This is a genomic window from Candidatus Methylomirabilota bacterium (assembly GCA_035315345.1).
GTDB lineage: Bacteria > Methylomirabilota > Methylomirabilia > Rokubacteriales > CSP1-6 > CAMLFJ01.
Map to the genome: position 1 here is coordinate 1 of DATFYA010000028.1, position 16,688 is coordinate 16,688.

The window sequence follows — 16,688 nt, forward strand, 5'->3', positions numbered from 1 at the left end:
TCCCCTCCGCCAAATTGATCGCACCTTCACGAGCGCGCTGAAAACGCGGAGGGGTGGCCGAGTGGCCGAAGGTGCGGCACTGGAAATGCCGTGTACGGGCAACCGTACCGTGGGTTCGAATCCCACCCCCTCCGCCATTCCAGACGAGTGGGTCGATTCACGTGGCTGGTCGGTTGGCGAGAAAGGTCCAGTGGCGAGGCGGCGCCCGATGAGCGCACGCGAGGCGTACTCCCCGTACGTTGAGCGTGCGATCGAGGGCGCCAACGAAGCCAATGGGCCTTTATCGGCGACCGACGCCGGTGGGCCGTGCTAGACGGGGAGGTAGCGGTGCCCTGTAACCCGCAATCCGCTACAGCGGGGTTGAATTCCCTCTCGAGGGCCGGTCGTGTCGAATGAGCCGTACGGGACGGCGTTGAGGGTTGGGCCCCACGCAACGGGATGCGTCGAACCCCGCCAGGCCCGGAAGGGAGCAACGGTAAGGCGCTCCTCCCGTGTGCCGTGGGAGTACCTGACCGGAGCAGGTTTCGTGCGGCGATCGCGGTATGGTCGGTTCGATTGAGGGTGCACGGTCTTTGACCTATCAGGTTCTCGCGAGGAAGTGGCGGCCGCAGGTCTTCGACGCGGTCGTCGGGCAAGACCCGGTCACGCGCACGCTGCGCAACGCGCTGGCCTCCGGTCGGGTCGCGCACGCCTATCTCTTCACCGGCCCGCGCGGGGTGGGCAAGACCACCACCGCGCGCCTCCTGGCCAAGGCACTCGCCTGTACCGCGCGCACCGGCACCGAGGCGTGCGGCGCGTGCCCCTCGTGCCGGGACTTCACCTCGGGCGCGCCGGTGGACGTGATGGAGATCGACGCGGCGTCCAACACGAGCGTCGACGACATCCGGACGCTACGCGAGAACGTCAAGTACGCGCCGGCGCGCGGCCGCTTCAAGGTCTACATCGTGGACGAGGTCCACATGCTCTCGGGCGCGGCGTTCAACGCCTTCCTCAAGACGCTGGAAGAGCCGCCCGCGCACGTGGTGTTCATCCTCGCCACCACCGATCCCAAGAAGATCCCGGCCACCGTGCTGTCGCGCTGCCAGCGCTTCGACTTCCGCCCGATCCCGCCCGAGCTGCTCACCGCGAGCCTCACGCAGATCCTCGAGCAGGAGCGGGTGCCCTTCGAGCCCGGCGCGCTGCCGGTCCTGATCCGCGCGGCGGAAGGAAGCCTGCGCGACGCGCTCTCGCTGCTGGACACCGCGATCGCTTATGGCGAGGGCAAGCTCGACGAGGCCAGTGTGGCGCGGCTGCTCGGCTCGTCCTCGCCGGTGCACGTGCGCGGCTTCGTGAGCGCGCTGCTGGCCGGAGACGGCGCCGCCGCGCTCGAGGCGGTCGATCGCGCCGCGAGCGCCGGTGAGGACCTGGGCACGCTCTGCCGCGAGGCGATCGAGATGACGCGGCGCCTGCTGGTGCTGAAGGTGGCCGCGGGCGCGCCCTTCGCCGATCTCACCCCGGCCGAGGCCGCCGAGCTGCGCGCCGCCGCGGAGCCGGTGAGCGCCGACGAGCTGATCTACGTGCTGCGCGCGTTCCTCGACGCCGACGTCGAGATGCGGCGATCGCCCCACCCGCGCGTGGAGCTGGAGATCGCGGCGGTGCGCGCGACGCGTCGGCCGCAGCCGCAGGCCATCGAGACCCTCATCGGCAAGCTCGAGGAAGCCGAGACCCGGCTGCGTCAGATGCCGCCGGTCGCCGGTGGCGCCGCGCGCCCGGTGGTGGTGCAGGAGACATTGCTCGACGCGCGGCCGGCGCCCGCGCCTCCCTCGTCGGGACCGCGCGCAGGCGGCCCCGTCGGATCCGGCTCCGCGCTCCCCGGGAATCCCGCCGCGCCCACCCCGTCGACGCCGCGCGCCCCGAGCGCGCCGATGGCCCCGCGCGCGGAGCCGCCGGCGAGTCGCCGCGCGCCCGAGCCCGAACCCGAGCCGGAAGCGCTGATCGACAGCGCGGCCGCCGACATCGACGACGGCGAGGCCGCATCGACCGGCGACCTCGAGACAGCGTGGGAACGGGTGGTCGGCGAGGTGCTGAAGCGCAAGGCCCTCCTGGGCTCGGTGTTGCAGCACGCCTCGCCGCTCCGGGTGGAGCAGGGCGTGCTCACCCTGGCGCTGCAGGCGAGCGGGTTCCACCGGGAGATGCTGAACGATCGCGGCAACAAGGAGCTGATCAACGAGGCGGTGCAGCGCCACGTGGCCTCGGCGCGACGCTTCGAGCTCGACACCAATGCCGCCACGCCGGCCGGCGGAGGCGGAGCGCGCAACCATCCCGCGGTGCAGGCCGCGCTGAGCACATTCCAGGGCGAGGTGGTCGCGGTGCGGCCGCGGAGCCCGGAGGAAGGAGAATCACGGTGAAAGGGTTCGGCAACATCATGAAGGAGGCCCAGAAGCTCCAGGCCCAGATGGAGCAGATGCAGGCGGAGGCCGCGAAGAAGACGGTGGAGGCCACCGCGGGCGGCGGCATGGTCACGGTGGTCGCCAACGGCAAGCAGGAGCTGGTGTCGATCAAGATCGACCGCGAGGTCATCAATCCCGAGGACGCGCAGATGCTCGAGGACCTGGTGCTGGCCGCCTCCAACGAGGCGCTGCGCAAGTCGCGGGAGATGGTGCAGGCCGAGATGGGCAAGATCACGGCCGGGCTCAAGATTCCCGGCCTCGGGTTGTAATGGCGTATTACCCGGAGCCGGTCGCCCGGCTGATCGACGCGCTCCAGCGGCTCCCGGGCATCGGGCCCAAGACGGCCCAGCGGCTGACATTCTTTCTCCTCAAGCGTCCCGCACCCGAGGTCGCGGCGCTCGGGGAGGCGCTGACCCAGCTCAAGCAGCTCATCGTCCACTGCTCGGTCTGCTTCAACGTGACGGAGCAGGATCCCTGCCGGATCTGCCGCGATCCGCAGCGCGAGCAGCGGACGCTCTGCGTGGTGGAGGAGCCCAACGACCTGCTCGCGCTCGAGCGCACCGGCGAGTTCCGCGGTCGCTATCACGTCCTGCTCGGCGCGCTCTCCCCGCTGGACGGCATCGGGCCCGAGGACCTGCGCGTGCGCGAGCTGCTGACCCGGCTCGAGAGCGATCAGGTGGAAGAGGTGATCCTGGCCACCAACCCGAGCGTCGAGGGCGAGGCGACCGCGATCTATCTGGCCCGGCTGCTCAAGCCGCTCGGCATGCGCATCACCCGCATCGCGCGCGGGCTGCCGGTCGGAGGCGATCTCGAGTACGCCGACGAGGTGACGCTCTCCAAGGCCATGGAAGGGCGACGGGAGATGGGGTAGCGATGCTTGGCGGGCGTCGGCCCGTGTGGTAGAAAGGAGCCGGACGGTTCCCCTCCTGGATTCCCCGATAGCTCAATGGTAGAGCATCCGGCTGTTAACCGGAGGGTTGCAGGTTCGAGTCCTGCTCGGGGAGCCATCCCTCGAGGACGCCAGCGCCTCGGCCGCACCGCCGCGCGGCCCGATCTCGCCTGATCCGCCCCCGCGTGCGCGTCGGGCGCCTCTTCCGACGGAGCGCGGTGCTCGGCGGCCTCGGCCTGCTGCCCCTGACCCTGTTCCCGCTGTTCTTCATCGGCAGCCAGTGCGCCGGGTCGGGCGGCCCGGCGCGGGCGAACGAGCCGAGCACGGCCGCGGCGGGCGTCGATGGCTACGCGCGGCCGGGCGCCGCGACATTCCTGGCGCTGCCCGAGTGGTACGTCGTCTACAACGCCGAGGAGTACGCGGCCGCCATCGGCCACGAGGCCCCGAGCCGGTTCCCCTACTTCCGCACGATCCGGCAGTTCTGGCGCTACTACCGGAGCGTCTGCGTGACCACGCGGAACCAGTATCCGTTCCCGGTCCGCATCCATTCGCGGCTCGCCGCGACGGGCATGAGCTTCTCGGCGGAGCACGTGGTGAAGGGCGCCTACGAGAAGACGCTGGGCCACGTCGCCGAGTGGATCGCGGGCCACGACACGCCCGAGGACGCGTTCGCGGCCCGGACGGCTCGCGAGTACGCGCGGTTCCTGCACACGCGCCCCTGGTACGAGTTCCCGTTCGCGGCTCGGCTCGAGGCCCTGTGGAAAGAGACGCCGCCGTGGGGGCCGCGTCCGGTCCGGAAGTGGGAGCGCCGCGTGGTGCTGAGCGCCGAGTACGGGGTGAAGGCCCTCTACGCCGGGCTCGCGCGCGTCGTCGCCGGATACCTCCACCGCGCCGACAATGCCGGCATCGACGTGCTCGCCGAGAATGTGCCGGACCAGGTCCTGGCCGACGCGCGCATCAAGCAGGTCAAGGCGGTGGGGCCCCGCGTCTACATCCTGCGGCTGCCCCGCCACGAGGCCTTCACCGCGATCGTGCCGGCGCTGGCCCGGCAGGGCGTGCGCCTCCGCGACATCGCGGGCAACGAGGAGATCTTCCTCACCGTGCGCGCGCCCCGCGCGTGGGCCTTCGGGCTCGGGCCCGGCCGCCTGGTGCTCGCCGAGCCGCTGCTCACCGACCGGCGCGTCCAGCGTGTCGGGATCGCGGCGCCGGTCAGCGCGCTCCACACGGTCCTGACGAGGCTGGAGCGCAGCGGCGCCACGCTCGAGCAGCTCTACGACTATTGAGAGGGCCGGCCGCCGCCCGGCGGCCCGGCGGGTGAGTGCTATAATCGCCTCCGTGACCCCGCTGACCGATACGCGGAAGAAGTCCCTCCGACGCGAGATGGAGACGCTGCTCGGGCCGGGCAGCGTGCTGTCCGATCCCGAGGAGCTGCTGGTCTACGAGTCGGACGGGCTCACCCTCTTCCGCGCCCTCGCCGACTTCGTGGTCTTTCCGCGCAGCGCCGAGCAGGTCGCGGCCCTGGTCAAGCTCGCCGATCGCGAGGGCATCCCGTTCGTGGCCCGGGGCGCCGGCACCGGCCTCTCGGGCGGCTGCCTGCCGTCGCAGGGCGGCCTGGTCATCTCGCTGATGCGGATGAACCGCGTGCTCGAGGTGGACTACGAGAATCAGATCGCGGTGGTGGAGCCGGGCCTGGTGAACCTGCATCTGTCGTGGGCGGTCGGCCCGCAGGGTTTCTACTACGCGCCCGATCCCTCGAGCCAGCAGGCGTGCACGATCGGCGGCAACATCGCCAACAATTCGGGCGGGCCCCACACCCTGAAGTACGGGGTGACGACGAATCACGTGCTGGGCCTGGAGGTGGTGCTGCCGGACGGCGAGCTGATGTGGCTCGGCGGCAAGACGCGGGATCCGCAGGGCTACGACCTGGTCGGCCTCTTCGTGGGATCCGAGGGCACCTTCGGCATCGCGACCAAGATCGTGGTGCGCATCCTCAAGAAGCCGCAGGCGGTGAAGACGGTGCTGGCCGTCTTCGATCGCGTCGATCAGGCCTCCGAGGCGGTGTCGGCGATCATCGCCCGCGGCCTCGTGCCCGCCGCGATGGAGATGATCGACCAGCTCACGATCGAGGCGGTGGAGGACGCGTTCGGCTGCGGCTATCCGCGCGACGCGGCGGCCGCCCTCCTGATCGAGCTGGACGGCCTGCAGGCCGGCATGGAGGCGCAGGCCGAGCGCGTGGTGGCGGCCTGCCGCGACTGCGGCGCGCGCGACGTGCGCGCGGCGCGCGACGAGGCGGAGCGGCAGCTCTTGTGGAAGGGCCGCAAGTCGGCGTTCGGGGCCTACGGGCGCGTCTCGCCCGCGTACATGGTCATGGACGGCGTGATCCCACGCACGAAGCTGCCCTACGTGCTGGGCCGCGTGAACGAGATCGTGGCCGCCCACGGCCTGCGGGTCGGCAACGTCTTCCACGCCGGCGACGGCAACCTGCATCCGAACATCCTCTACGATCCGCGCAAGCCGGGCGAGGAGGCGCGGGTGGTGGCGGCGGGCGCTCAGATCTTGAAAGTCTGCGCCGAGGTGGGAGGCTCCATCTCGGGCGAGCACGGCATCGGGCTCGAGAAGGCCGACTACATGCCGTTCATCTTCTCCGAGGCCGATCTGGCTTGCATGCACCGGGTGAAGGAGGCCTTCAATCCGGCCGGCCTCTGCAATCCGGGCAAGATCTTCCCGAGCAACAAGGCGTGCGTCGAGGTGGGGCCCGCCTACCGCCCGCATCCGATCGAAGAGAAGGGCCTCGCTCAGCGCTTCTAGCGCGGGGCACCGGAGTCTCCCCGTGCCCTCCGCCCTGACGGACAAGCTTCGCGGTCTCGTGGGCGCCCCGCACGTGCTCACCGGGGTGGACTGCTCGCCCTACCTCGTCGAGGGCCGCGCCCCCGAGGCGGTCGTCTTCCCGGGCACGAAGGAAGAGGTCGCGGCTGCCCTCCTGATGGCCGGCGAGGCCGGGCTGCCGGTCACGCCATGGGGCGGCGGGACCAAGATGGCGGTCGGCTCGCCGCCGAACCGCATCGGCCTCGTGCTCGGCCTGCGCCGGCTCAACCGCATCCTCGAGCACGAGCCGGGCGATCTCACCGTCACGGTGGAAGCCGGTGTGCCGTTCGACACCCTGCAGGCCGAGCTGGGCCAGCGCGGGCAGTGGCTCTCGCTCGATCCGGCCACCGCCGGCGGCGCCACCGTGGGTGGCGTGCTGGCCACCAACGCGTCGGGGCCGCGACGGCATCTGTACGGCACCGCGCGGGACCTGGTGATCGGCCTCACCGTGGTCGCGGCCGACGGCAGCGTGGTGCGTGGCGGCGGCAAGGTCGTCAAGAACGTGGCGGGCTACGATCTGCCGAAGCTCTACATCGGCTCGTTCGGCACGTTGGGCGTGATGGTGGAGGCGACGTTCAAGCTGCGGCCGAAAGTCGACGTGGACCGCCTCGTCGTCGCCCGATTCGACCGGCTGAAGGACGCGGGCGCCGCCGCCCGCGCGATCCTGGCCTCCGACGTCATTCCGTCCGCGCTCGAGCTGGCCGACGGCGAGGCCCTGCGGCGCCTGGGTCACGGAGGCGGCGCGGGCCTGCTGGTCGGCCTCGACGGCATCGCCGAGCAGGTGGACTGGGAGGTCGCGGAGCTGAGCCGACTGCTCGGCCCGCTCGGGCTCGGCGAGACCACCGTGCTGGACGGCGCCGGGTGCGACGACGCCTGGCGTGCGCTCGCCCGGCTGGGGCGGCCCGGCCACGACGACGTCGCGGCGGTGATGAAGTGGGCGGTGCGGCCCACCCAGGTCGCCGAGCTGATGGAGACCGGCACGACGGTGGCCCTGCGCAACGGCCTCGGCGCCGCGCTCACCGCGCACGCCGGCGTGGGCATCGTGACCGCGATGCTGACCGGCGGCGCCGACGCGAACGCGGCGGTGGCCACGCTGAGCGAGTGGCGCGGGCTCGCCAACCAGGCCGGCGGCCAGGCGATGGTGGAGTGGGCGCCGCTGGCGGTCAAGGAGCGCGTGGCGGTGTGGGACGCCGCCGGGCCGACCCTGCGTCTGATGAAGGGGATCAAGGAGCGCCTCGATCCGCGAGGTATCCTGAATCCCGGTCGCTTCGTCGGAGAGATCTAGCATGGCCCATCCGGTCGCCACCGAGCCCAAGCCGTCGGCCCCGCTCACCCTGCACGGCCTCAGCGTGGAGGGCGTGGACCGCTGCGTCCATTGCGGGCTCTGCCTCGCCTACTGCCCGACGTTCTCCGAGCTGGGCACGGAGATGGACTCGCCGCGCGGTCGCATCTTCCTCGTGAAGTCGCTGGCCGAAGGCCGGATCCAGCTCACCGACTCCACCGCGGAGCACCTCGATCTCTGCCTCGGCTGCCGCGCCTGCGAGACGGTGTGCCCCTCGGGAGTGCCCTACGGACAGCTGATCGAGGCGGCGCGCGCGGAGATCGAGCGCCAGCGGCCGGGCCCTCCGCTCCGCCGTCTCTTCCGCTGGATGAACTTCTCGCTCCTGCTGGCGCACCCCCGGATGCTGCGCCTGGCCGCCGCGGGCCTGCGCGTCTACCAGGTCAGCGGGCTGCGCACGTTGCTGCGGGCATCGGGCCTGCTCCGGCTGCTGCCCGCCTCGCTGCGCCACTGGGAGCCGCTGCTGCCCGAGCTGCCCTCGGCGGCGGATCGCGCCCCGCTGCCCGAGGTCACGCCGGCTCGAGGCGCGCGCCGGGCCCGGGTCGGGCTGCTCACCGGCTGCATCCAGCAGGTGGCCTTCGGCCCGCAGAACCGGGCCACCGCGCGCGTGCTCGCCCGCAACGGCGCGGAGGTCGTCGCCCCCCGCGCGCAGGCCTGCTGCGGTGCGCTCCACGCGCACGCCGGCGAGCACGCGACCGCGCTCGACCTGGCCCGGCGCACCATCGAGGCCTTCGAGCGCGCCGACGTCGAGGCGGTGATCGTCAACACGTCGGGCTGCGGCGCGCACATGAAGGCGTACGGGCTGCTGCTGGCCGGCGATCCGGCGTGGCGCGACCGGGCCGCCCGCTTCGCGTCGCGGGTGCGCGACGTCTCCGAGTTCCTCGCCGAGCAGCCGCTGCGCGGGCCGCTCGCGCCGGTGGAGCGCACCGTGACCTATCACGATCCGTGTCACGTCGTCCACGGGCAGAAGATCCGGACGCAGCCCCGGGCCCTCCTCGCACAGGTGCCGGGCCTGCGCGTCGTCGAGCTGAAGGAAGCCGACTGGTGCTGCGGCTCGGCCGGCACCTACAATCTCACCCAGCCGGAGATGGCCACGCGCCTGCAGGAGCGGAAGATCGCCCACGTGCAGGCCACCGGGGCCGACGCGGTGGTCACCGCCAATCCGGGCTGCATCATCCAGATCGCCCAGGGGCTCGCGGCGAAGGGCTCGCCGGTGCAGGTGCTCCACATCGTCGAGATCCTCGACCAGGCCTACGGAGGCGATTAGCGTGCGCGTGAAGGCGATGCCGGTGGCGGCGGTGACGTCCGGCAAGGGCGTGCTGGCGAGCGTGGACGGCCGGGACGTGGCCGTCTTCCGCCGGGGCGAGGAGCTCCTCGCCATCGGCAACGACTGCCCGCATCAAGGCGGCAGCCTCTGCGACGGCTGGGTGGAAGGCGACATCGTGGTGTGCCCGCTCCACGGCTGGGAGTTCGACATGCGCACCGGCGCCTGCATGACCGTGCCGGGGGAGAGCGTGCCGCGGTACATCGCGACCGTCGAGGACCGGACCGTCTATCTGGAAGAGGCCGAGCGGTGAGCGGGGCCGACCGCGTCCCGCTGGAGCACAAGGCCACCGCCCCGCGGTCCATCGGCTGCTTCGTGCTCACCATCTCCGACTCGAAGACCGAGGCGACCGACACCAGCGGCCGGCTCATCCGCGAGCTGCTCACCGGCGCCGGGCACACCGTCGTCGGCCACGCGATCGTGCGCGACGAGCCGACCCAGGTCACCGGGCTGATCCGGAAGGGCTGCGCGGATGCCGCCGTCGAGGCCTTCGTCCTCACCGGCGGCACCGGCGTGACCTCGCGGGACTCGACCTACGAGGCGGTGGAGGTGCTGCTCGACAAGCGGCTCACCGGCTTCGGCGAGCTGTTTCGCATGCTCTCCTACCAGGAGATCGGCGCCGCCGCCATGATGTCGCGAGCCCAGGGCGGGGTGGTGCAGGGGCGCGCGCTCTTCTCGCTGCCGGGCTCACCGAACGCCTGCCGGCTGGCGCTGGAGAAGCTGATCCTCCCCGAGCTGGGCCACGTGCTCCGCGAGGTCCGCCGATAGGGCGCCGGCCCGCCGGCCGAATAGACGGTGCGCCGCGTGCGTCTGGTGAGGCGGAGCGGGTCCGGCCCGGAATCACTCCCGCGGTATAATCGGTCCCGGCCCGAGCACCACTCACCCCCAGGAGGTTTGCAGATGCGTCTTCCGGCTCTCCCCGTCGCGCTGGCCCTCGCGCTCGTCGTGATCCAGGGGGCCATGCCACTGGCCCAGGCGGCCGAGCCGCTGTGGAAGGAGAGTCAGGGCGCCACCCCGCCGGCCGACATCGCGCGGCTGAACGACTTCATGCACGACCTGTCCGAGCGGATGAAGCCGTCGCTCGTGCAGGTGCGCGTGCGGCGGGTGGCCGAGCCGCCCGAGGGGGACCAGCCGCCGAACGCGCCCGCGCCGCCCGACGAGCGGCGCAGCTCGGGCTCGGGCTTCGTCATCCGCGAGGACGGCTACCTGGTGACGAACGCCCACGTGGTGGCCGACGCCGAGCGCATCCAGGTGCGGCTGACCGACGGCCGGCGCTTCGACGCCAGGCTGATCGGCCTCGACGAGCGGGTGGACCTGGCGCTGCTGAAGATCGACGCGACGGGCCTGCCGGTGGCGCCCCTGGGCGACTCGAACCGCACGCGCGTGGGTGAGTTCGTGCTGGCCCTCGGCCATCCGTTCGGACTCGAGCAGACCGTGTCGTTCGGCATCGTCAGCCGCAAGGGCTCGCCCATCCAGGTGGCCGCGCCCGGCTTCGAGTTCATCCAGACCGACGCCGCGGTGAATCCCGGCAACTCGGGCGGCCCGCTCGTGAACATGGCGGGCGAGGTGGTGGGCGTCAACAGCATGGCCGCGGTCAACGGCTCGATCGGCTTCGCGATCCCCGTGAACCTGGTGAAGGCCCTGCTGCCCCAGCTGGCCGAGAAGGGCAAGGTCGAATGGGGCTGGCTCGGCGTGACCATCGCCGAGGTGCCGGACGAGGAAGCCGCGAGGTTCGGGCTCAAGGAGCCCAAGGGCGTGCTGATCCGCCAGGTCGCGGCCGGCCAGCCCGCCGATCAGGGCGGCATCAAGGCCAACGACGTCGTGGTGTCCGTGGACGGCGCCTCGGTCGAGGGCCCGCGCGATCTCCAGCGCATCATCTCCAGCACCCCGGTGGGCAAGGTCGTCAAGATCTCGCTCATGCGCGAGGGCAAGGAGACCGAGGTCGCGGTCACCGTCGGCGCCTACCAGACGCCGCCGATGCCGCGCGTGCCACGCCGCATGGTGCCGGCCCCCCGGCCGCCCGCGCCCCAGCAGCCGCGCTAGGCCGGTGCGCCGCCGCGTCGGGCGCCGGGCATCGCTGGCGCTCGGCGTCTCGCTCGCGGCGGCGGTCTCGCTCGCCGCATCCGGCGGCGGTCTCGCGCCGGCCGCGGGGTGGGCCGCCGAGGTGCAGTCGCTCTTCCCCTCCGATCGCCTGACCACGCCCGATCCGCAGCAATCCACCGGACGACGGGTGGCCCTGCCGCTGCCCGATTGCGCGGTCGATGCCGCCGGCTGCGACGAGATCCGGCTGCTCAACGAGCTGGACGGCTTCAGCGTGAATCCACGGATCGCGATCCGCTTCACCGGGCCCGTGGCGCTGGAGAGCCTCACCCGCGCGACCGCGTTCCTCTTGCCGCTGATCTCGGAGCCCCGCGCCGCGCCGATCGGCCTGGCTCAGCTCGTCTGGGACGGCGAGAGCAATACCGTGTACGCGCGGCCGGAGCGCATGCTCCTGCAGGCGCGGCGCTACGCGCTGGTGCTGACCACGAAGGTGACCGATGGGGCCGGCCAGCCGCTCGCGCCGCCCGCCGGCAGCCCGCTGATGAGCGAGGCGGCCCACGGCATCTCCGCGCAGGGGCTGGTGCTCCAGCGACTGAAGGCGCTCGGCCTGCAGCGGCAGGATCTCGCCGCGGCCGCGGTCTTCACCACGCAGAGCGTGACCGTCGGCCTGGAGCAGATGCGCGCCGCGCTCGAGTCGGGCCCCGCGCCCGAGCTGCGCTTCGCCCTGGCGCCCGGCGGCGCCCGCTCGGCGTACGCCCGCGCGGAGCTGGACCGTCTCGAGCTGCGTCGTCACGTCTCGACCGATCCGGCCGCGTCGCTGGAGGAGCCGGCGGCCCTGCCGCTGGTGCTGGTCCCGCCGAACGACGTGCGCACGATCGCGTTCGGCCGCTTCACCGCGCGGTCGTTCTTGACGCCCGACCGCCGCATCCCGATGACCGCGACCCGGACGGACGTCCCCGCGCAGCAGTCCACCGAGGACGTGGACGTGACGGTCTACCTGCCCGCCGGCCTCATGCCGCGCAACGGCTGGCCGGTGGCCATCTTCGGCCACGGCTTCGGCAACGACCGGCACGTGGCGCCGATGACGGTCGCGGCCACGCTGGCCCACGCCGGCTTCGCCACCGTGGCGATCAACGTGGTCGGGCACGGCGGCGGGCCGCCGGGCACGCTGACCGTGCTGCGCAGCGGCCACGAGGCGCTCCCGCTGCCCGCGGGAGGGCGGGGGGTGGACGTCGACGGCAACGGTCGCATCGGGGCGACCGAGGGCGTGAGCACGCGCGCGCCGTCGCCGCTGGCGCTGATCGGCAGCCGCGACGGGCTGCGCCAGACCACCGCGGACCTGATGCAGCTGGTCCGGGCCGTCCGCCGCGGGGTGGACGTGGACGGCGACGGTCGCGCGGATCTCGACCGCGAGCACATCTACTACTTCGGCCAGTCGTTCGGCGGCATCTACGGCACGCTCTTGATGGCGATCGACCCGCTGGTCCGGGTGGGCGTGCTGAACGTGCCGGGCGGGCCGATCGTGGAGATCGGGCGGCAGTCGCCGATCTTCCGCCACCTCGTGATCGAGCAGCTCAGGCAGCGGCAGCCGCCGCTGCTGAACGGCGAGAGTGACTTCACCGAGTCGATCCCGCTCCCGGGCGAGCCGCCGGAGCGGGAGCCGGCTCCGGGCGCCCTCGCCATCCAGGGCTACTTCGATCGCGCGGAGTGGCTCACCCAGCCCGCCAGCCCGGTGGCGTTCGCGCCGTACGTGCGTCAGCTGCCGCTGGCCGGCGTGGGTCCCAAGTCGGTGCTCTTCCAGTGGGCGGTGGGCGACCGCACCGTTCCGAATCCCACCACCGCGGCCCTGCTCGCCGCCGGACAGCTCCAGCCGGCGTCGGTGCTCTTCCGTCACGACGTGCTGGCTCCGGGCCTGCCCGACCGCTTCAAGGATCCGCACGCCTTCCTCACGTGGACCGCATTTCCCGAGGTACACGCCATCGGCCGCGCGGCGCAGGAGCAGGTCGCGCGCTTCTTCCTTTCCGGCGGCCGCCAGATCGAGCGCACGCGGCCAGAATTCGAGACCGCGGGTACGCTACCCGCCACGGGGCACTGACATGAAAGCGATGCTGCTCGGTACCGGCTCCCCGCCGCCGAACCCGAAGCGCCGCGGGCCATCGACGCTGCTCTCCCACGGTGACGAGCGCTTCCTGGTCGACGCGGGCTCGGGCGTCGGCGTGCAGCTGGTGCAGGCCGGCGTGCGGCCCTACGACTGGCCGCGCATCTTCATCACGCACCACCACTCCGACCACGTCATCGATCTGGGCCATCTGCTGATCACGCGCTGGATCGTGGGCCAGAACGCGCCGCTCGAGATCTGGGGCCCCGCGGGCACGCGGCGACAGATGGACAAGCTCCTCGACTACCTGCACTGGGACATCGAGGTGCGGCGCTCGCACATGATCGGCCGCACGCCGCCCACGGTGACGGTGACCGAGATCGAGGAAGGCCGCGTCATGGAGGCCGGCGGCGTCACGGTGAGCGCGTTCCTGGTCGAGCACGACCCGGTCAAGCCCGCCTTCGGCTACCGCTTCGACGGCGGCGGCCGCAGCGTCGTCATCTCCGGCGACACGCGGCCCTGCGAGAACCTGATGCGCTGGAGCCGCGACGTGGATTGCCTGATCCACGAATGCTGCGAGATGACCAAGACCTCGTGGTCCCCCGACTGCGGGTGGCCGACGCTCGAGGAGAAGATCCGGGACCTGTCCTCCTACCACACCCAGCCCGACGACCTCGGCCGGGTCGCGGTCGGTGCCCGTGTCGGGAAGCTGGCCGTCACCCACCTGATGCCCGGCTCGGAGCCGCACGAGCTGGAGAAGGCCACCCGCAAGCACTACCCCGGCCCCCTCGTGATCGGCACCGACCTGCTGGAGGTGTGATGAGGTGTAGTTCCCTCTCCTCTGCGGGGAGAGGGCAGGGTGAGGGGCGGTTCTATCGGTTCTAGCCCATCCGCAACGCCACCAGCACCGCCTGCACCCGCGCGTCGTCCATCACGGGAGCCGGTCCGTACCGGATCCCGCTCACGATCCGCACATCCCCTTCCGTCTGCTCGGGAGAATCCGCCAGCACGTCGTCCACCGCGAGCGTGAAGCGCGCCAGATCCGCCACCCGCAGCGGGGCTCCCGCGGCCCGGCACTTCACGTAGACCGTCCGGTCGGGCTCCACCAGCAGGAGCGTCCCGACCGACCGCTCCTCCAGATTCCGCGCGCTGCGACTTCCGCCCGCGATGACCAGTCGCAGCGTCCGCTCATCGAGCGCGAGCCACTCCAGATAGCTGCAGAGCATCGGGTGCAGCGACCCATCGTCGGAGAGCGTGACGAACGGCAATCCCCGCCCGAGCAGCGGTCCCAGATCGCTCTGCGACAACCGCCGGCGCAGCTCCGCGGGCAGCGCGCGCCCGAGCGACCGGCTCATCGCGGGCGGCGGCGCCTAGTACCCGCGCGCCCGGTCGACGGTCTCCCGCAGCGCCCGGCCTTCGAGGAATCGCTCCATGTTCTCGATGAACAGGCCGGCCACGATGTGATCCCGCCCCGGATGTAGCCCGCCGATGTGCGGCAGCACCGTGATGCCCTCGGTCACCCAGAACGGGTGCTCGGCCGGCAGCGGCTCGGTGGTGAACACGTCGAGCACCGCGCCGGCGATGGTCCGCGCCTTCACCGCCTCGATCAGGTCGGCGTCCACCACCAGTTCGCCGCGGCCGAAGTTCAGCAGATACGCGGTCGGCTTCATGCGCTTGAGCCGCGTCGCATTCATGAAGCCCCGCGTCTCGCGCGTGACCGGCAGGAGCAGGAGCACGAAGTCGGAGGTTCCGAGCACCTCCTCGGTGCCCTCGGGCCCGAGCACGCGCTCCACGTGGGGCATCGGCGCCGGAGTGCGCCGCGTGCCGACGACGCGCATCTCGAGTATCTCGGCCTTGCGCGCCAGCTCCTGGCCGATCACCCCGAGGCCGAGGATGCCCAGGGTCTTGCCGGCCAGTGTCTCGGACACGCGCCGCCGCCAGCGCCGCTCGCGCTGATCCATCACGATGCCCGCGTACGGCTTGGTCAGATGGAAGAGCGCGCCCAGGATGTTCTCCGGCATCTGCACGCGGTGGGTGCCGCGGGCGCAGGTGAGGGTCACCGCGGCGGGCAGGTCGGGCAGCGCCAGCCAGCCCTCCACGCCCGCGGTGATCGTCTGGATCCAGCGGAGGCGCGGCATGCGCGAGAGCAGGCCCGCCCCCGCGCGGAAGGCGAGCATCGCCTCGCATCGCGCGAGCAGTTCGGGCGCGGGCTCCTCGGCCATCGGGACCGAGACGACATCCAGGCGCGAGTCCAGGCCCGCGCGCTCGAGCGCCTGACGGTACGGGCCGGGCTCGGGAATCCACAACAGCACCAGGGGCCTGTCGGTAGTGGTCATGGCAGGGGAGTGTAGACCTGCGCCGACGCCACGGGCAAGCGGGGCGGGTTGCCGTCCGTCCCACGCTTCGGTATCGTCCAGTCGCCATGGAGCATGCGACGTGCGCGCGCTGGTGATCGGCGCCTCGGGCCAGGTCGGGGCCGCGCTCCTGCACGCGCTGCGCGAGCGCGGCCACCACGCGGTGGGCACGCGGGCGCATCACGAGCGGCCGGGACTCGTGCCGCTCGATTTCACGGCCGCCGGCGCCGTCGAGCGCATGATCGGAGAGACCCGGCCCGACTGGGTCATCTGTCCGGCCGCGCTGAGCCACGTGGACTACTGCGAGGAGCATCCCGACGAGGCGTTCGCGGTGAACCTGCACGCGCCGGTGGCCGCGGCCCGGGCCGCCGCGCGCGCCGGCGCCGGCTTCGTCTACTACTCCTCGGACTACGTCTTCGACGGCGTCGGCGGCCCGTTCGCCGAGGACGCCCCGCCCCGACCCCTCGGCGTGTACGGGCAGAGCAAGGCGCAGGGCGAGCGCGCGGTGCTGGCCGCGCTGGATCGCGCGCTGGTCGTGCGGACCAGCGTGGTGTACGGCCCCGAGCACCAGGAGAAGAACTTCGTCTACCAGCTCATCCGCGCCTGTCGCGGCGGCACCGGCTTCCGCCCCGCGGTGGATCAGCGCGCCTCGCCGTCCTACAACCCCGACGTGGCCACCGCCACCGTGGAGTGCTGCGAGCGCGAGGAGCGTGGCATCTGGCACCTGGCCGGCGCCGACACGATCGACCGCATGGCCTTCGCGCGCCTGATCTGCCACGTCTTCGATCTCGACGGCTCGCGCCTGACGCCGTCGCTGACCGCCGAGCTCGGGCAGAAGGCGGCGCGGCCGCTGGACGGCGGGCTCAGCATCACCAAGGCGCGGACCCTGCTGAAGACACCACTCCGCGGCGCCGAGGACGGCCTGCGCGCGATGCGCACCGCGCTGGCGGCCGGCCATCGAGGCGCCCGCCCTCCCGCCTGAGCGGAGCCGTTTGACCGGTACAGAAACCTACGGTAGAGTCACAACTTGGCTGTCGTCCCGGGGACGGTGACCGTAGCTCAATTGGTTAGAGCACTGGACTGTGGCTCCAGGGGTTGAGGGTTCGATTCCCTTCGGTCACCCCACTCCTGAAAGCCAGGTCGAGGCGTCGGGCGCCCATAGCTCAGCTGGATAGAGCGTTAGCCTCCGGAGCTAAAGGCCAGAGGTTCGAATCCTCTTGGGCGCACCATTTTCGAAGCGGCAGGTGGGCAGGAGCAGTTCCCGCTACGACGCGGGCCGTTAGCTCAGTTGGTAGAGCAGCTGACTCTTAATCAGCGGGTCCAAGGTTCGAGTCCTTGACGGCCCACCAA

General features: G+C 72.0%; 15 protein-coding genes, 5 tRNA genes and 1 other RNA gene. 19 read left to right on the forward strand and 2 right to left on the reverse strand.

Features of this window, described 5'->3' with window-relative positions:
- The first annotated feature begins 47 nt into the window (after window positions 1–47).
- The 15 genes from VKN16_04275 to VKN16_04345 all read left to right on the forward strand — a co-directional run bounded on the left by VKN16_04275 (window position 48) and on the right by VKN16_04345 (window position 13,804).
- Window positions 48–137, forward strand: a tRNA-Ser gene (locus VKN16_04275).
- Window positions 138–304: 167 nt separating this feature from the next.
- Window positions 305–569: signal recognition particle sRNA large type (ffs, locus tag VKN16_04280), an RNA gene on the forward strand.
- 3 nt (window positions 570–572) lie between these two features.
- A complete protein-coding gene (gene dnaX / locus VKN16_04285) occupies window positions 573–2,387 on the forward strand; it encodes a DNA polymerase III subunit gamma/tau (GenBank protein HME93421.1) in 1,815 nt (604 codons plus the stop codon).
- On the forward strand, window positions 2,384–2,698 hold the full coding sequence (locus VKN16_04290; GenBank protein HME93422.1) for a YbaB/EbfC family nucleoid-associated protein: 315 nt from the start codon (window positions 2,384–2,386) through the stop codon (window positions 2,696–2,698). The genes dnaX and VKN16_04290 overlap by 4 nt, the downstream gene beginning before the upstream one ends.
- Window positions 2,698–3,300: a recombination mediator RecR gene (recR, locus tag VKN16_04295; GenBank protein HME93423.1), complete on the forward strand. Its 603-nt coding sequence runs from the start codon at window positions 2,698–2,700 to the stop codon at window positions 3,298–3,300. The genes VKN16_04290 and recR overlap by 1 nt, the downstream gene beginning before the upstream one ends.
- Before the next feature lie 61 nt (window positions 3,301–3,361).
- Window positions 3,362–3,436: transfer RNA gene (locus VKN16_04300), tRNA-Asn, on the forward strand.
- Between the two features lie 67 nt (window positions 3,437–3,503).
- A complete protein-coding gene (locus VKN16_04305) occupies window positions 3,504–4,601 on the forward strand; it encodes a hypothetical protein (protein ID HME93424.1) in 1,098 nt (365 codons plus the stop codon).
- Window positions 4,602–4,653: 52 nt separating this feature from the next.
- On the forward strand, window positions 4,654–6,126 hold the full coding sequence (locus tag VKN16_04310; protein ID HME93425.1) for an FAD-linked oxidase C-terminal domain-containing protein: 1,473 nt from the start codon (window positions 4,654–4,656) through the stop codon (window positions 6,124–6,126).
- A gap of 22 nt (window positions 6,127–6,148) precedes the next feature.
- Window positions 6,149–7,468 carry an FAD-binding oxidoreductase gene (locus VKN16_04315; GenBank protein HME93426.1) on the forward strand — a complete coding sequence of 440 codons (1,320 nt, stop codon included), beginning with the start codon at window positions 6,149–6,151 and terminating at the stop codon, window positions 7,466–7,468.
- A 1-nt stretch (window position 7,469) separates the two neighbouring features.
- Entirely contained in the window at window positions 7,470–8,789 is a 1,320-nt protein-coding gene (locus VKN16_04320; protein ID HME93427.1) for a heterodisulfide reductase-related iron-sulfur binding cluster, read from the forward strand.
- A 1-nt stretch (window position 8,790) separates the two neighbouring features.
- The gene (locus VKN16_04325) at window positions 8,791–9,099 is read left to right on the forward strand and encodes a Rieske 2Fe-2S domain-containing protein (protein ID HME93428.1); all 309 of its coding nucleotides are present in this window, start codon (window positions 8,791–8,793) and stop codon (window positions 9,097–9,099) included.
- Window positions 9,096–9,614, forward strand: coding sequence for a molybdenum cofactor biosynthesis protein B (locus VKN16_04330; protein ID HME93429.1), 519 nt, complete (start codon window positions 9,096–9,098; stop codon window positions 9,612–9,614). The genes VKN16_04325 and VKN16_04330 overlap by 4 nt, the downstream gene beginning before the upstream one ends.
- Before the next feature lie 132 nt (window positions 9,615–9,746).
- Window positions 9,747–10,889, forward strand: coding sequence for a trypsin-like peptidase domain-containing protein (locus VKN16_04335; GenBank protein ID HME93430.1), 1,143 nt, complete (start codon window positions 9,747–9,749; stop codon window positions 10,887–10,889).
- A gap of 4 nt (window positions 10,890–10,893) precedes the next feature.
- Entirely contained in the window at window positions 10,894–12,981 is a 2,088-nt protein-coding gene (locus tag VKN16_04340) for an Ig-like domain-containing protein (protein ID HME93431.1), read from the forward strand.
- A 1-nt stretch (window position 12,982) separates the two neighbouring features.
- Window positions 12,983–13,804, forward strand: coding sequence for an MBL fold metallo-hydrolase (locus VKN16_04345; GenBank protein HME93432.1), 822 nt, complete (start codon window positions 12,983–12,985; stop codon window positions 13,802–13,804).
- A 61-nt stretch (window positions 13,805–13,865) separates the two neighbouring features.
- Here VKN16_04345 and VKN16_04350 read toward each other — a convergent pair whose 3' ends face one another.
- On the reverse strand, window positions 13,866–14,339 hold the full coding sequence (locus VKN16_04350) for a hypothetical protein (GenBank protein HME93433.1): 474 nt from the start codon (window positions 14,337–14,339) through the stop codon (window positions 13,866–13,868).
- 15 nt (window positions 14,340–14,354) lie between these two features.
- Window positions 14,355–15,320 carry a D-2-hydroxyacid dehydrogenase gene (locus VKN16_04355; protein HME93434.1) on the reverse strand — a complete coding sequence of 322 codons (966 nt, stop codon included), beginning with the start codon at window positions 15,318–15,320 and terminating at the stop codon, window positions 14,355–14,357.
- Between the two features lie 100 nt (window positions 15,321–15,420).
- On the opposite strand from VKN16_04355, the gene VKN16_04360 reads away from it, so the two are divergent.
- The 4 genes from VKN16_04360 to VKN16_04375 all read left to right on the forward strand — a co-directional run bounded on the left by VKN16_04360 (window position 15,421) and on the right by VKN16_04375 (window position 16,687).
- On the forward strand, window positions 15,421–16,320 hold the full coding sequence (locus VKN16_04360; GenBank protein HME93435.1) for an SDR family oxidoreductase: 900 nt from the start codon (window positions 15,421–15,423) through the stop codon (window positions 16,318–16,320).
- A gap of 66 nt (window positions 16,321–16,386) precedes the next feature.
- Window positions 16,387–16,463, forward strand: a tRNA-His gene (locus VKN16_04365).
- A 27-nt stretch (window positions 16,464–16,490) separates the two neighbouring features.
- Window positions 16,491–16,567 (forward strand) — tRNA-Arg (locus tag VKN16_04370).
- A 44-nt stretch (window positions 16,568–16,611) separates the two neighbouring features.
- Window positions 16,612–16,687: transfer RNA gene (locus VKN16_04375), tRNA-Lys, on the forward strand.
- Window position 16,688 lies beyond the last annotated feature (1 nt).